Genomic DNA, 14,204 nt, shown 5'->3' on the forward strand with positions numbered 1-14,204 from the left:
GGTAAACGCCAGGTAAATAAACTCATGCCCAGGCCAGGTTAACGGTTAAGTATTGTTCATTTTTGTTGTAAGAAAAGACCCATTGCTGCTGATCGGCCACTTGCTTCAGGATATGAAGGCCTAAACCAAAACCCTGCCCTTCCCCCCTGTCAAAATGCACCTGCTGTTCCGGCAGTATGGGGTTCTGAACCCGGATTCCATTTGCATCAAAATCAATATCGATAATTCCCTCAAGGGTATGCTCAAAGGCATTTCTGAGCAGATTGGTTATGGCGATATCCAATAGCACTTGTACTTGCTTCAAGTTGACCAAACTATCCGAATTGAGATGAACCTGTACATCTCGCTGACCCAAGAGGTATTTGAGCTGCTCAACTCGAGTTTGAATCATATTACTGAAATCAAATTCTGTTGATTCCAGATTTACCTTGCTTTGAGATAGCAGTAGAAGTGCCTGTGTTAGCTGGGTCATCTGCTCATAGGAGCGCTCAATCTGCTCCAGTTGAGTATCGATTGGCTTACCTTTTTTTTGCCTTACCTTCACCACATGCAAGGCACTGCCAATGGTTGCCAAGGGGGTTCTCAATTCATGGCTCGCATTCTGTAGAAATTGCCTTTCCTGCTCTTGATGATTCCATACCTGCTGTAGCGACTCTTGCAGTACTCGTCCTACACGACCAAATTCATCCTTCCTTTGCTTTAAAGATTCCGGGATCGGAGTCAACTTATGCCGGCTCTTTTGCGCAAATTTCTCCAGGTCTTTTAATGGCGATATCACTTGTCTTGCAAGAATAAGAGGCACACTTAATGCTAAAGTAAGGGCTAGTAAGATACCGATAAGAACTTCAATTTCTACCTTTTTGTACTTGCTGGGTATTGCAGCTTCTTCTATTTCTAGCACGTAGTAAGTTGTCTTAAGTGCGCTTTCAGCATAAGGCATAATTGCTAAATAGTAGCGATCATCAATTAAGTCTTTGCTAAAGTGCACCCTTTTTTCTTCGCCGTCAGCTTCCTCTAACACGCGCTTTGCCGTATTTGGCAGTGAACTGTACTCATCATATGTTTGTAACTGGGCAAAAAAAGGGTCATCAATAACCCCTCCGGCCTCAATGATACGCTTTTCAGCTACAGATATCAGTGTCGCACCTAAAGCGTGCTTAACCATTTTCACTTTGGATCTCTCGACGACAACTGCACTGCACGCCACAATTGCGGCAAGAATCCAAATATAGTGAAAGAAAAATTTTCTGCGAATGGAGCGATCAAAGGCTTTCATCACGCTTCCCCAGGATAACGCCCTTCCCTCTGATCGTGTGCAGTAGTGGAAAACTGAACCCCTTATCAATTCCCTGCCGCAACCGATACAGATGTACTTTGATTACGTCGGATTCGGGGGAAAGAAACTGCCATAAATGCTGTTCAATTTTTTCTTTAGTAACCAGCTTTGGACTCTGTTGCATCAAAAACACGAGCAATTCCCAACAGATTGGGGGCAGATTTATAGATTTCCCCTGCCTGGTGACTTCATGGGTCTCTAAATTAACTTCCAGGCCCTCAACTTTATACCGGGTTTGGGTAACGCGTCGTTTTATTGATAGAGACCGAATCCGTGCGACCAGCTCAAGCATTTCGAAGGGTTTAACCAGGTAGTCATCCCCTCCAGATTGGAAACCGGTGATTTTATCGTCCAATTGGTCCAGCGCGGTCAGCATCAATATTGGTGTCGAGCTTCCTGCATTGCGCAACTTAGAACTCACTTCGAAACCGCTTCTACCCGGCATCATGACATCAAGTACGATTACATCGAAGTCATACTTTAAGGCCAGCTCAGTGGCCATTATTCCATTGTCAGCGAAGTCACATCGAATATTGTACTCTTCGAGGCTCTCAATAATATTGGACGCCAGTGCGTGATTGTCTTCAGCTAAGAGTACCAATATTGGCGTTTTGCAGTCAGGCCCCATTGATCTAGTCACTCAAAAGTTCTCGATAGACCTGGAATAATAAAAGCCATTGGGTAAACGGAAAGTAAATAAGTGTAAGATTGCCCACTTACTGATCACCTATGGGAAGCTTGCCTGTGACAGCTACTGCCATATCTAAAAATGTTGGGGCCATCGCGCTTGACAAGAAATGACCCTATCAAATCTTCAGAGGCTCTTGCAAAAAGTTGCCCTCTGGCGCCCCTTATTGGTACTACACCCTTCATTTGGATTGAGTTGATCCAGGTAGATCTGTCGTCGAGTTAAGAAAGCTGGGAGGAATTCGAAAATGCGTGATAGACCTAAAAAGCTCGGCTGTCACTACAAAAAGAGAGAGGTTGTAGCAAGGGGGATACCTCCCCAGCACTTACTGGCTGGGGAAGTGAACGGTCTCGCCCCTTATTGGGGGCGAAGCCTAAAGTTTACAGGCAGACAATGTTTTCTGCTTGTGGGCCTTTAGCGCCCTGAGTCACGGTAAACTCTACCTTCTGGCCTTCGGCCAAGGTTTTAAAACCGCCACCGGAAATTGCGCTGAAGTGAGCAAAAACGTCGGGACCGGATTCCTGGGCGATGAAGCCAAAACCTTTCCCTTCGTCAAACCACTTAACGGTACCAGTAACTGTATTAGACATAATAGATATCCTTGATTGAACAATTGCGCTCCAATTGAATGGAGTTGTGCGGGCAAAAAGTATTATTTTAAACGAGACCGAACGAAGGATTATGACTAAAACTACGAGGTAAACTGCAATAAAAAATGGCTTTTAAACCGGCGGACGAATAGTAGCACTAGCCTGTCACCTATGTCCACTTTTGCCTCAACTCACCCTCGAAATTGATACTCAGACCGCCGTCCACTGCCGCATAAAGGCGCGATGAACCGGAGGCACTGAGGCGATGCAGTGGGCCGATAGCCACAATGCCGATTTTGCCAAAGGATTGCTCGAGGAGATCAGCTTTCTCGCCAGCTCTGTTTTCTTAACCACGGACTCCCCTGCCTCATGCCGGGAGGTAGAGTAGCTATCGACCGCACCGTTAGCGATAGCAGATGCTGCGGCTATGGCATCAGCCATGCCCAGATTCATCCCCTTCCCTCCCACTGGAGAGTGGCAATGGGCTGCGTCTCCAGCCAACAACACCCGGTGCTTTCGGTAAGTTTCTGCCTGTCGGATGGAGATTTTAAAGGCTGCTGTCCTTCGGATGTCGGCGATTTCTATCGGCAGCCTGAGGGTTGCCAGGGCATCTTCGGTTGATGATGCGATGCGAGCGCGTCGCCGTTCGATAGGGAGTACCAAGGTGAACTCACCTTCCCCGCCGTACAGGTCCAAGGCAATCTCTTCCGGATCGAAGCTTCCTCTCAAATCCACATCCGCAATTGACCACTTATTGGGCAGATCAATGCCAGGGTACTGTATTTTCAGCTGCTGTCGCACGGCGGACTGTATACCGTCTGCGGCAATCACCCAATCAAAAGAGGCGCTGGTATTGTCTGAGAAATTGACGGCCGCCTTGTCTGGGGTGGTTGTGATGTTAGTGACTGAGACCCCGTACTCAACTTCGACGCCCCTCTCGGCAAGAATGTCCCTGAGGATTCCCTCGGTCCGATTTTGCGGCAACCCGAGAGGCACCCTATCGCGAAACTCATTCCCGCTGTTGTCGATATAAACCAGGGTTCTCTCATCGCGCAATATGTGCATTTTCCTCAGGGGCATTGCCTCTGCAAGAAAGGGGGCTGCGGCGCCCAGCTCCCGAAGGGCATCAATGGTGGCTGGCATAATGCCAACAGCGCGAGAGAGTTCAGAGGGGCTGTTTTTGCGCTCAACAATACGGCACTTCAGCCCCACGGAAGTGAGGGCGACTGCAGCAGTCAATCCGGTCGGACCGGCACCAATCACAAGGATGTCCATCGATACAATTTGTAGCCTGGAAGCTCAACCGGTCGACACAGAATGCCTCGATCGCTACAGGGAGCTTGCTGCTGCAAGCTTAGACAAATTTCTACCGCTGTAGAGGGGGGTTATACACGCTAAATGTGTGCATAGCCCCTCTTCTCCGGTGTCGCTACTTAAGTACTTTTATCTCTGTCGGAGGAGTCGGGGATGTCACTGTAGCCCAGTGCCGTTGCGGGCTTATCCATTGAGGCACCCTGGCGATCCAGAACACCGATATCCAGTACTGGGGAGGCATCGATATGCTGAGCGTCCATCATTTGGGCAACGCGCTGTAGTGAAGCAATAATCATGCTTTGCTCCCAGTCTTTTAGATCGCCAAACTGGCGAGCAAACTGGTCCTGAAGCGGGATGGGAGCGTCGCGCAGCGTTTCAGTAGCCTCTTCCGTGAGGTAGGCGTGCACCTTGCGCTTATCGGTTTGGGAGCGCTGGCGGTAAACAAACCCCCTCTTCTCTAGGCGATCCAAAATATTGGTTACTGTTGCCTGGCTCAGGCTAACCTCATTTGCAAGTTCGCCAATAGTCACTTCACCCTTATTGCGAATAGCCTGTAGCAACAACACCTGCGGGGCGGTTAAGCCGGTGGTTTTAGCCAGGTGCTTGGAGTGCAGGTCCGTGGCTCTTATTACCCGCCGCAGGGCCACTAGCACTTGTTCGATACTGTTCAAAGTTACCTCTCAATCATGGAGTCAGGGTGATTGCCGGAATTATATCGCCCTACCCCTCAATCACTAAGCGCTTATAACTCGACTGCGAAACATCACCCCCACAAGAGCGCCAGGCTTCACCACAAAACTGTCTATTTTATACCCAGGCGATCGTTCAGCAGATATGCTCAACAGAAAAATTTATAGACCTCAAAATATTATTTTTACCTGCCTATAGGCTGTATATCCCACATATCCAGGCATTTCTAGGTCAAATATTGTGACTTGATTCGCCTCAAGCATCCTGGACTTTGAATTTAATTTGTGTACGATATTTAGCGTTCAAAGCATTTTTACTAGCAACCCGACATAAAAATGCCTCTTAGAAGCTATATTTACGCCATTTGCTCAACACTTGTGCAGGTAAATATTTAGAGGTGAAAAAATATTTAGTCGGTTGGGAAGGTTTTTTGTCTAGCTCAGAAAATATTTTGTTGCGCAGTCCATTGATTGAAGATGGGATGGCCACTTACCGATTGATCAAGCGTTGCCCTCCCCTGGATACAAACTCCAGCTACTGCAACCTCCTCCACTGCAGCCATTTCGCCAACACCTCAGTCGCCGCAGAGGTTGATGGAGAGCTGCTGGGCTTTATTTCCGGGTATATCATCCCCGACCGTACAGACACCCTCTTTGTCTGGCAGGTGGCCGTCGACGAGAAAGCCCGGGGGCTTGGACTGGCCTCCCGGATGATAAGTCACATCCTTGAGCGCCCTCACTGTGGTTCGGTCAGATTTATCGAGACCACCATTACAGAACACAACCTGCCCTCTTGGGCGCTCTTCCACAGTGTCGCCGATAAATTATCGGTCGATCTTCACTCCTCACCCTGGATGGACTCTCAAGCCCACTTTGATGGGCTGCACGACTCCGAAACCCTTGTCCGCATCGGGCCTTTCGCCCTCGAAGAAACACCATAAAAGAGAAAATCATGAAGATCTTTGATGAGATTGAATCAGAAGTGCAAAGCTATGCCCGCTCCTTTCCGCGAGTCTTCAATCGCGCAAAAGGCGAGCTGATGTGGGATGAGGAGGGAAATCAGTATCTGGATTTCCTGGCGGGTGCCGGCACGCTCAACTACGGGCACAACAACCCTCTGTTCAAGCAGGCACTGCAAGATTACATTGAGGCCGATGGAATTACTCACGGCCTCGATATGCACACCAGGGCCAAGGGTGAATTCCTACAGGCACTGAATGAGAAAATTCTCAAACCACGGAATATGGAGTACGTGGTGCAGTTTACCGGTCCGACAGGGACGAATGCGGTAGAGGCTGCGATGAAAATTGCCCGCAATGTAACCGGGCAGCAGAACATCGTCACCTTTACCAACGGTTTCCATGGCGTAAGCCTTGGCTCGCTGGCTGCCACCGGCAACTCGCATCACAGGGATGCTGCCGGTGTCAGCCTCAATGGTACACACCGCATGCCCTTTGACGACTACCTGGGCAAAAATATCGATACCACCGAATACCTCGATAAAGTGCTCTCAGATTCCAGCAGCGGCATTAACTCCCCCGCAGCAGTGATTGTTGAGACAGTTCAAGGGGAAGGCGGTATCAATGCGGCCAGTATCGAGTGGCTAAGAAACCTTCAGTCCGTCTGTAAAAAACACGGCTTACTTTTTATTGTCGATGATATCCAGGCTGGCTGCGGCCGCACGGGCAACTTTTTCAGCTTTGAAGAGGCCGGTATCGAACCCGATATCATTACGCTATCCAAATCCCTCAGCGGCTATGGGCTGCCATTTGCGCTGGTGCTAATGAAACCAGAACTGGACCAGTGGAAGCCCGGTGAGCACAACGGCACTTTCCGTGGCAACAATCTGGCTTTTGTAACTGCGAAAGCCGCTATCGATCATTACTGGTCTGACGAAAACTTCTCACGGGAGATTAAACGCAAGGGCAAATACATTTCCGAGCGTTTGAATGAAATTGTCAGCCGATATGGTGAGGGTAACTTCACCACCAAAGGCCGGGGGATGTTTCAGGGTATCGACTGCATCAGCGGCGAACTTGCAGGAAAGATCACTAAACTGGCATTCAAGCAGGGGCTGATTATTGAAACCAGCGGAGCCGATGACCAGATCGTTAAGCTCCTTTGCCCACTGATTATCACTGATCAAAACCTTAAAAAAGGGATCGACATTATTGAATCCGCTATCCGGGAAGTCTGTGCCGGAGAGCGGGATATGCCTGAGGAAAGAGTCTTTTTTGAAGCCTGCTAGACTTTAAGGGCCTCTGAAAAGGTTCACGTAAAAGACCCAACTGTGCAGGCTGCAAACTAAGAATATTGCTGACCAGCCAGACTCGAACACACACGAAACAGCGAAATACCAATGATTGTCAGAAGTTTACAGGAAGCTAAAAAATCCGGCCGCCGGGTTGTTTCACCGGATGGCAACTGGGAGAGCACCCGACTCCTGCTTAAAGATGATGAAATGGGCTTTTCTTTCCATATCACCACTATTTATGCAGATGCTGATTTCCAAATGCACTATCAAAACCATTTGGAAGCGGTTTACTGCATTTCCGGCAGAGGTGAGGTAGAAACTCTTGAGGATGGCAAGAAGCACCCTATCGAACCTGGAACTATCTATATTCTCGATAAGCATGACCGGCACATTTTAAGAGCCTTTGAAGAAATGACTATGGCCTGTGTATTTAACCCCCCTTTGAATGGCAAGGAAGTACACAATGCCGAGGGAGCCTACGAACTTGAGGCTGACAAGATTGATGAATAATTAGTCAGTAATAGGGCAGTATCCATGAAGTACCTTCCAGATAGCTCAAGTGTTACCAGGGAAGATTGCTACCCCTCCCGAAAACCGGGCCTTCTGGGTGGTACCAGGGTGCGCAAAGATCCAATTGTGTATGGGGACTGCCAGTCCCTCTCCCCACTGGCACCATCGCAACTCAAGCGCTATGCAGAACAGGGCTTTGTTGTACTGGAGAATATGTTTTCCCAGGCGGAGATTAACTTTTTTACGCAAGAGCTGGCGGAGATTAAACAGCGCAGACACACTGACAAGTCGGAAGAAATTATCACCGAGCCTGAAAGTAACGAAGTGCGCTCAGTCTTTCGTATCCACAAAAGCAGCCAAATTTTTAACCGGCTTTCCAGGGATCAGCGACTATCAAGTATTGCGAAATGTATTTTGGGTGATGAGGTTTATATCCATCAGTCTCGCGCGAACTACAAACCTGGTTTTCGCGGGAAAGATTTTTATTGGCACTCCGATTTTGAAACCTGGCATGTCGAGGACGGCATGCCCCGTATGCGGGCACTCAGCATCTCCATTACCTTAACAGAGAATCATCATTTTAATGGCCCATTGATGCTGATTCCCAAGTCCCACCACCATTACATTGCTTGCGATGGGGAAACACCAAAACGGAACTACCTCAGCTCACTGAAAAAGCAAGAGCTTGGTATTCCCTCAGATAGCCATTTGAGGTCCCTGGTATCCAATGGCGGAATATCAGCTGTTACAGGCAAGCCCGGCAGTATTGTTGTGTTTGACTGTAACTTAATGCATGGCTCCAGCAGCAATATCAGCCCCGACCCGAGGTCTAATTTGTTTTTTGTTTTTAATGCCCTGAGCAACAAGGTGGAGGCTCCGTTTTGCGGCTTGCCTCCCAGGCCGGAATACATCTGTGCGAGGAAATCAATTTCTACTATCTGAAGCAAATCTCAATTCAAAGCACTCACCCAGTTTTTAAGAGAAAGAAGGACCAGTAAGAGACGATGCATACGATAGAAAAGATTGGCGGCACCTCTATGACGGACTACGAAGCGGTCCGGGATAATATTATCAAAGGTGACTCCAAGGGGATCTACAATCGTGTTTTTGTAGTCTCTGCCTACGGCGGTATTACTGACTTGCTTCTAGAACACAAGAAAAGTGGTCAACCAGGTATCTATGCCCTCTTCTCCAGCAGCATTGAGGATGATAGCTGGCTGGTTAAGTTTGATGAGCTTCGGGCAGCACTGCGGCAAATCAACGAGCGTCTTTTCGGACATGGCGATCTTCTCGCGGAAGCGAACCTGTTTTTGGATGAAAGGCTGGAGAGCGCGAAAAAATGCCTGAGAGACCTGCAAAGCCTTTGTCAGCACGGCCACTTCTCCCTCGACGCTCACTTGGGCACGGTAAGGGAGATGTTAGCCAGCCTCGGCGAGGCCCACAGCGCATGGAACACTTCGAAACTGTTGCAACGTGATGGTGTAAATGCCTGCTTTGTCGACCTGACTGGCTGGCGGACCAACAAGCACATTCCCCTGGATGAGCGTATCCGGGATGCCTTTGCCACTATCGACTTAAGCAGACAGCTGCCTATTGTTACCGGCTATGCCCATAGCGATAAGGGCCTGCTGATCTCGTTTGATCGGGGCTATAGCGAGATGACCTTCAGTCGTCTCGCCGTACTCACCGGGGCAAAGGAGGCGGTGATTCACAAAGAGTTCCACCTGAGCAGTGCAGACCCTCGCCTGGTGGGAGAGGGAAATGCAGTACCCATTGGCCGCACCAACTACGATGTGGCCGACCAGTTGGCCAACCTGGGGATGGAAGCGATTCACCCCAAAGCCGCCAAGGGGCTGCGCCAACAAAATATCCCTCTCAGGGTGAAAAACACCTTCGAGCCCGAGCACGCCGGCACCCTGATTACTGGTGACTACATCAGCGACTCTCCACGAGTAGAAATTATTGCCGGCTGTAAAGGGGTTTACGCCCTGGAGTTGTTTGACCAGGATATGGCGGGCAGCATCCACGATTATGATCGCGAAGTGCTACTGGTGATCAAACGCTTCAAAGCCCACATTATTTCCAAAGACACTAATGCCAATACCCTTACCCATTTCCTCTCCACCAACCTGAAAACAATTAAGCGGATCCAGGCTGCATTGGAAGAGTATTTTCCCGAAGCCGAACTGAACCAGCGCAAAGTCGCCATAGTTTCAGCCATCGGTAGCGATATGCAAATCCCCGGCGTGCTGGCCAAAGCGGTGCAGTCGATGTCCAAAAGCAATATCCGCGTGCTCGCCATGCACCAGTCCCTGCGTCATGTAGATATGCAGTTCATCGTTAACGAGCCAGACTATGATGCAGCCGTTCGGACTCTACACGAGGCACTGGTAGAGATTTACAATCACGGGACGGCGATATGCCTCGCATCCTGAGCCTTTGTGCCCTGCTCTTTTTATTAACTTCCGCCAGCTCTATTTCCCAGGAAGCGGAAGAAAAGAAAAAAGACAGTGCGCAAAGCGAAGTCGACACCCTTGAGAAGCCCTTGTACACACCCTTCATCGAGCGCTATGTGCTCGACGAAATTAAGCAGCTGCGAATCGATCAGGCTAATGCCAAGCAGGAATTGATTCAGCAAATTGTCGATCGTGAACACAACTCTGTCGATCGAGCCGTAGCCTACGCAACCGATACGGTTACCTACTTTTTCTACTTGATAGCCGCCGCCACTTCAATTTTGGTTTTAGTTGGTTGGCGGTCATTTCAGGATATTAAAGAGCGGGTGCACTCCCTGGCCGATGAGGAAATCTCAAAGCTGGTCCAGGAATACGAAAAGCGTTTGGAAGTTATAGAGAAGCAGCTTCAACAGAAAACACAGCATATTGAAGAAAACCGCGAGGAAATCGAGCTAACCCAGGAAGTACAGTCCCTGTGGCTGCGCGCTCAACAGGAATCCTCAGTGGCCAATAAAATTGCCATTTACGACGAGATTTTGCGCCTCCGCCACGAGGATGTAGAAGCCCTTACCTATAAAGCTGATGCAGTGCTGGAGCTCAATGAACCCCAGTGGGCCGCCAATCTTTGTCACCAGGCCCTGGGTATTGACCCGGATAACAGCCATGCCTTCTACCAACTGGCATGCGCCCATACTGCCATGGGTCAATTTGATGAAGCGCTGCGTTATCTGGCGGAAGCCATTAAAAGGCGGGAAAGCTACCGCGATGAAATCCTGGTTGATAGTGCCTTACAGCCTCTAGCGGAAAGTGAAGTATTTGAGGAACTCGACCAGGTTATTGCCAATACTCCTTCGCCGCAAAGTGGTGGCAAGGGGAGCTAGAAATATTCGGATAACCTCTGAAGACCAACCCATAAAATAATACGGGATAAAAATAATAGGATTGCCGATGATCTATTCATTTCTTGGTTTTTTACTTTTGTTCACTCTGGTCGGCCTCTCTTCTGCGATGTTCAGCCGTCAAACCAAAGCCGACTATTACCTTGCCAGCAGTGGTATCTCCCCCTGGCTGGTGGGGTTGTCTGCCGTGGCAACGAACAATAGCGGCTATATGTTTATCGGGGTTATCGGCTATACCTACACCACTGGGTTGGCCTCAATCTGGTTGATGGTGGGGTGGATTGCCGGTGATTTTCTGGCTTCCCTCTATGTACACAAACGATTAAGGACCGCTACTAGTTCAAGCGGTGAAGTCAGCTACGCAGGTGTTCTCAGTAACTGGCACGGACAGAAGTACTCAGCCCTGCAGCGCCTGATCGGCATCATTTCCCTGTTGTTTTTACTAACTTATGCCTCTGCTCAAATGGTTGCCGGAAGCAAAGCCCTGCACGTACTACTGGATTGGCCTCTCTGGTCCGGTGCTGTAGTTGGAGCTGTGCTTGTATGCCTCTACTGTTTAGCTGGCGGCATCCGCGCGTCCATTTGGACTGATGCGGCCCAATCCATCGTTATGATGGGGGCTATGGCAGCACTTCTAGCCGTCGCCCTTGCCAACTTGGGTGGCATCACCAGTGCGGCGATAAAAATGCAGGCTATTGAAGGTTTTACCCATTGGTTTCCCGAGGGGCTCGCCTTTGCGGGCTGGGGCGGGGTGATACTCTTTGTGATTAGTTGGGGGTTTGCCGGATTGTCTGTGATTGGACAGCCCCACGTTATGGTTCGATTTATGACCCTGAGGGATTCCAGCAAGATGAACCGGGCAAGGGCCTGGTACTATCTGTGGTTCATCCTTTTCTATTGTATGGCCACCGGGGTCGGCCTGCTATCCAGAGTGTTTATTGCTGACACAGGGAGCTTTGATGCGGAGCTTGCTCTTCCCACCATGGCTATGGATTTGTTGCCCCCTGTTTTTGTTGGGCTGATCCAGGCTGGTATCTTTGCCGCAACCATGTCCACCGCAGACTCCCTGCTTCTCAGCTGCTCCGCAGCCATTACCCACGACATTCTTCCGCACAAGATTGAAAAAACCTGGTTCCTCAAGCTTGTCACAGTTGCCATCACCGGCGGCGCATTGCTACTGGCGCTCGCCAATAGCCAAAGTGTGTTCAGCCTGGTTATTTTCGCCTGGTCGGGACTTGCCAGCGCATTTGGCCCCCTACTCCTGGTATTGTGTTTTGGGGGCAAGCCATCCCAGGCAACCTCTATCGCAGCAGTGATTATCGGCTTTACAGCAGCGATTACCTGGCGGCTACTGGGGTATCACGGCGTGATCTATGAGGGATTGCCGGGTATTGCAGCTGGGTTAGCAGTGCTATATCTGGCCAGCCTGAACCGCCAAGCCTCCACTTTACGCGAGGCAAACAGTTAAATTCACTCAAAGTAATTCTGGGGAGGTAGAGCCTCCCCACCTGCCAGACCTTCACCAGCTAGTGCCTCCTCCCCCTAAAGCGACAAATTCTATCTCCTGCCGCCCAAAGCCCTCGCCTTACGGGCACCTGACTTGATCCCGAGACAGTCAGATTGAGCAAAATTCATACAGTGCTTTTTATAGAGTTCAAATGAGATTTTTGGCCCAACCCAGCCCACTTTTAACCCTTGAAAATACGGATTAACTCTGTAGTCGCTGAAAAATAAATCCTCCTACGAATCCGCCAGCTTTGTTGCATTGAGTGCTAACAATTAGAGTTCAAATTAAAAATATGTTACATTTTGTGTCATATCGCTCGATAAACGACTATCGAGCCCGGGCTGGAATCTGACGATTAGGGACAAATGTCTTCGTCAGACCGGCCCTTTTTTATGATGACTGGACCTTCACGATCGGCCCATTGCGCCCTTCGAGTCCATCGCCAACGAACAACCGACTGACCCTCTGTTAAAGCAGTATGGAGAGACAGATGTCACTGGACAAACAACGGAATTTTGTAGACGGCCGCTACCTGTCGAATGAGAGCGGCGAGTGCTTTGATGTATATAACCCGGCGACCAACGAGGTCAGCTATCAGGTTGAGGTTGCCGACGAGAAGGTACTCGCAGAAACCATCGAGAGCGCCAAGCGCGGTTTTGCCCAGTGGTCAGCGATGATGCCGGTCGAACGTAGCCGCATCCTGCTGAAAGCAGTAGCACTTTTGCGCGAGCGCAACGACGAACTGGCAGCCATCGAAGTGGCTGATACCGGCAAGCCCTGGCAGGAAGCCAGTGTTGTCGACGTGGTGACTGGGGCTGACTCTATCGAATTCTTTGCCGGCCTGGCTGCAGGCATTGAAGGCAATCAGCAGCAAGTCGGTGAGGACTTCTACTACACCCGCCGCGAGCCCCTGGGCATCTGCGCCGGAATCGGTGCCTGGAACTACCCCTTACAAATCGCTTGCTGGAAAGCCGCCCCGGCCCTGGCCTGCGGTAACGCCATGATTTTCAAACCTTCCGAAGAGACCCCCAAAGGTGCTTTGAAGCTGGCCGAAATTTTTATTGAAGCGGGCATGCCTCCTGGTGTGTTCAACGTAATCCAAGGTGACGGCAAGGTCGGCGCCTGGCTGACCAACCACCCGGATATAGCCAAGGTATCTTTTACCGGAGAAGTAGGTACCGGTAAGAAAGTAATGGCTGCGGCCGCTGCGAACCTGAAAGAAGTCACCATGGAGTTGGGTGGCAAATCTCCGCTGGTTATCTTTGATGATGCCGACCTGGAGCAAGCCGTTTCTGCTGCCATGCTGGGCAACTTCTACACCCAGGGCGAAATCTGCACCAACGGTACCCGGGTATTTGTACACCGCAGCATCCACGATCAGTTCCTCGCTCGTCTGAAAGAGCGTGTTGAGCAAAATATTATTGCCGGTGATCCGATGAATCCGGACACCAACTTCGGCGCCCTGATTTCTGCCAAGCACCAGCAACTGGTAATGGACTACATCAGCAAGGGTAAAGAGGAAGGCGCGACCCTGCTCTGCGGCGGCCACACCCTTTCACCAGAGAATTCCCCCAACGGTTACTTCGTTGCTCCCACCGTATTCACCGACTGTCATGACGATATGACCATCTGCCGCGAAGAGATCTTCGGCCCGGTAATGTCGGTACTGGTCTTTGATGATGAAGACGAAGTGATCCGCCGCGCTAACGATACCCGTTTGGGCCTGGCAGCAGGCGTATTTACCCGTGATATCACCCGCGCCCACCGTGTGATCCACCAGATGCAAGCGGGCATCTGCTGGATTAATGCCTACGGCGCCTCCCCGGCGGAAATGCCGGTGGGCGGATACAAGTTATCCGGAATCGGACGCGAAAATGGACTTGCGACCCTGAACCACTATACCCAGCTAAAAGCGGTGTATGTGGGCCTGGCACCACTGGAAAGTCCATTTTAAGCGGTAC

The 14,204-nt window shown here is 50.2% G+C and carries 13 protein-coding genes; 8 read left to right on the plus strand and 5 right to left on the minus strand.

What is annotated here, in order from left to right; genetic code table 11:
* Positions 1 to 22 precede the first annotated feature (22 nt).
* The 5 genes from ACJJIL_RS10310 to ACJJIL_RS10330 form a co-directional block, all read right to left on the minus strand.
* Positions 23 to 1,276 (minus strand): sensor histidine kinase, encoded by a 1,254-nt coding sequence (locus ACJJIL_RS10310; RefSeq protein WP_444913053.1) that lies wholly within the window; start codon positions 1,274 to 1,276, stop codon positions 23 to 25.
* Entirely contained in the window at positions 1,263 to 1,976 is a 714-nt protein-coding gene (locus ACJJIL_RS10315) for a response regulator transcription factor (RefSeq protein ID WP_445361886.1), read from the minus strand. Before ACJJIL_RS10315 ends, ACJJIL_RS10310 begins: the two co-directional genes overlap by 14 nt.
* A gap of 428 nt (positions 1,977 to 2,404) precedes the next feature.
* Positions 2,405 to 2,614 (minus strand): cold-shock protein, encoded by a 210-nt coding sequence (locus tag ACJJIL_RS10320; protein WP_108733254.1) that lies wholly within the window; start codon positions 2,612 to 2,614, stop codon positions 2,405 to 2,407.
* A 210-nt stretch (positions 2,615 to 2,824) separates the two neighbouring features.
* Positions 2,825 to 3,898 carry an FAD-dependent oxidoreductase gene (locus ACJJIL_RS10325; RefSeq protein ID WP_445362002.1) on the minus strand — a complete coding sequence of 358 codons (1,074 nt, stop codon included), beginning with the start codon at positions 3,896 to 3,898 and terminating at the stop codon, positions 2,825 to 2,827.
* 149 nt (positions 3,899 to 4,047) lie between these two features.
* Positions 4,048 to 4,599, minus strand: coding sequence for a MarR family winged helix-turn-helix transcriptional regulator (locus ACJJIL_RS10330; protein WP_444933173.1), 552 nt, complete (start codon positions 4,597 to 4,599; stop codon positions 4,048 to 4,050).
* Positions 4,600 to 5,048: 449 nt separating this feature from the next.
* Here ACJJIL_RS10330 and ectA point away from each other — a divergent pair, with 449 nt between their 5' ends.
* From ectA to betB, 8 genes are all read left to right on the plus strand, one after another.
* Positions 5,049 to 5,558: a diaminobutyrate acetyltransferase gene (gene ectA / locus ACJJIL_RS10335; protein ID WP_444893869.1), complete on the plus strand. Its 510-nt coding sequence runs from the start codon at positions 5,049 to 5,051 to the stop codon at positions 5,556 to 5,558.
* 11 nt (positions 5,559 to 5,569) lie between these two features.
* Positions 5,570 to 6,865, plus strand: coding sequence for a diaminobutyrate--2-oxoglutarate transaminase (gene ectB, locus ACJJIL_RS10340; protein ID WP_413665775.1), 1,296 nt, complete (start codon positions 5,570 to 5,572; stop codon positions 6,863 to 6,865).
* Positions 6,866 to 6,976: 111 nt separating this feature from the next.
* The gene (locus ACJJIL_RS10345; protein ID WP_444933171.1) at positions 6,977 to 7,381 is read left to right on the plus strand and encodes an ectoine synthase; all 405 of its coding nucleotides are present in this window, start codon (positions 6,977 to 6,979) and stop codon (positions 7,379 to 7,381) included.
* Between the two features lie 24 nt (positions 7,382 to 7,405).
* A complete protein-coding gene (thpD, locus tag ACJJIL_RS10350) occupies positions 7,406 to 8,323 on the plus strand; it encodes an ectoine hydroxylase (protein ID WP_445361887.1) in 918 nt (305 codons plus the stop codon).
* A gap of 62 nt (positions 8,324 to 8,385) precedes the next feature.
* Positions 8,386 to 9,816, plus strand: a complete 1,431-nt coding sequence (locus ACJJIL_RS10355; protein WP_445361888.1) for an aspartate kinase — start codon at positions 8,386 to 8,388, stop codon at positions 9,814 to 9,816.
* Positions 9,801 to 10,718, plus strand: coding sequence for a TPR end-of-group domain-containing protein (locus ACJJIL_RS10360; RefSeq protein ID WP_445361889.1), 918 nt, complete (start codon positions 9,801 to 9,803; stop codon positions 10,716 to 10,718). The genes ACJJIL_RS10355 and ACJJIL_RS10360 overlap by 16 nt, the downstream gene beginning before the upstream one ends.
* A gap of 67 nt (positions 10,719 to 10,785) precedes the next feature.
* Positions 10,786 to 12,204, plus strand: coding sequence for a sodium/proline symporter (locus tag ACJJIL_RS10365; RefSeq protein ID WP_445361890.1), 1,419 nt, complete (start codon positions 10,786 to 10,788; stop codon positions 12,202 to 12,204).
* A gap of 529 nt (positions 12,205 to 12,733) precedes the next feature.
* Positions 12,734 to 14,197: a betaine-aldehyde dehydrogenase gene (gene betB / locus ACJJIL_RS10370; RefSeq protein ID WP_445361891.1), complete on the plus strand. Its 1,464-nt coding sequence runs from the start codon at positions 12,734 to 12,736 to the stop codon at positions 14,195 to 14,197.
* The last annotated feature ends 7 nt before the right edge of the window (positions 14,198 to 14,204 follow it).

This window comes from Microbulbifer maximicatervae (SeqCode) (assembly GCF_052468095.1).

What these genes read in the sequence shown, in the direction of transcription:
- ACJJIL_RS10310 (WP_444913053.1), bottom strand. Translation starts at nt 1,276, where the DNA reads ATGAAAGCCTTTGATCGCTCCATTCGCAGAAAATTTTTCTTTCACTAT.
- ACJJIL_RS10320 (WP_108733254.1), bottom strand. Translation starts at nt 2,614, where the DNA reads ATGTCTAATACAGTTACTGGTACCGTTAAGTGGTTTGACGAAGGGAAA.
- ectB (WP_413665775.1), top strand. Translation starts at nt 5,570, where the DNA reads ATGAAGATCTTTGATGAGATTGAATCAGAAGTGCAAAGCTATGCCCGC.
- ACJJIL_RS10345 (WP_444933171.1), top strand. Translation starts at nt 6,977, where the DNA reads ATGATTGTCAGAAGTTTACAGGAAGCTAAAAAATCCGGCCGCCGGGTT.
- thpD (WP_445361887.1), top strand. Translation starts at nt 7,406, where the DNA reads ATGAAGTACCTTCCAGATAGCTCAAGTGTTACCAGGGAAGATTGCTAC.
- ACJJIL_RS10355 (WP_445361888.1), top strand. Translation starts at nt 8,386, where the DNA reads ATGCATACGATAGAAAAGATTGGCGGCACCTCTATGACGGACTACGAA.
- ACJJIL_RS10360 (WP_445361889.1), top strand. Translation starts at nt 9,801, where the DNA reads ATGCCTCGCATCCTGAGCCTTTGTGCCCTGCTCTTTTTATTAACTTCC.
- ACJJIL_RS10365 (WP_445361890.1), top strand. Translation starts at nt 10,786, where the DNA reads ATGATCTATTCATTTCTTGGTTTTTTACTTTTGTTCACTCTGGTCGGC.
- betB (WP_445361891.1), top strand. Translation starts at nt 12,734, where the DNA reads ATGTCACTGGACAAACAACGGAATTTTGTAGACGGCCGCTACCTGTCG.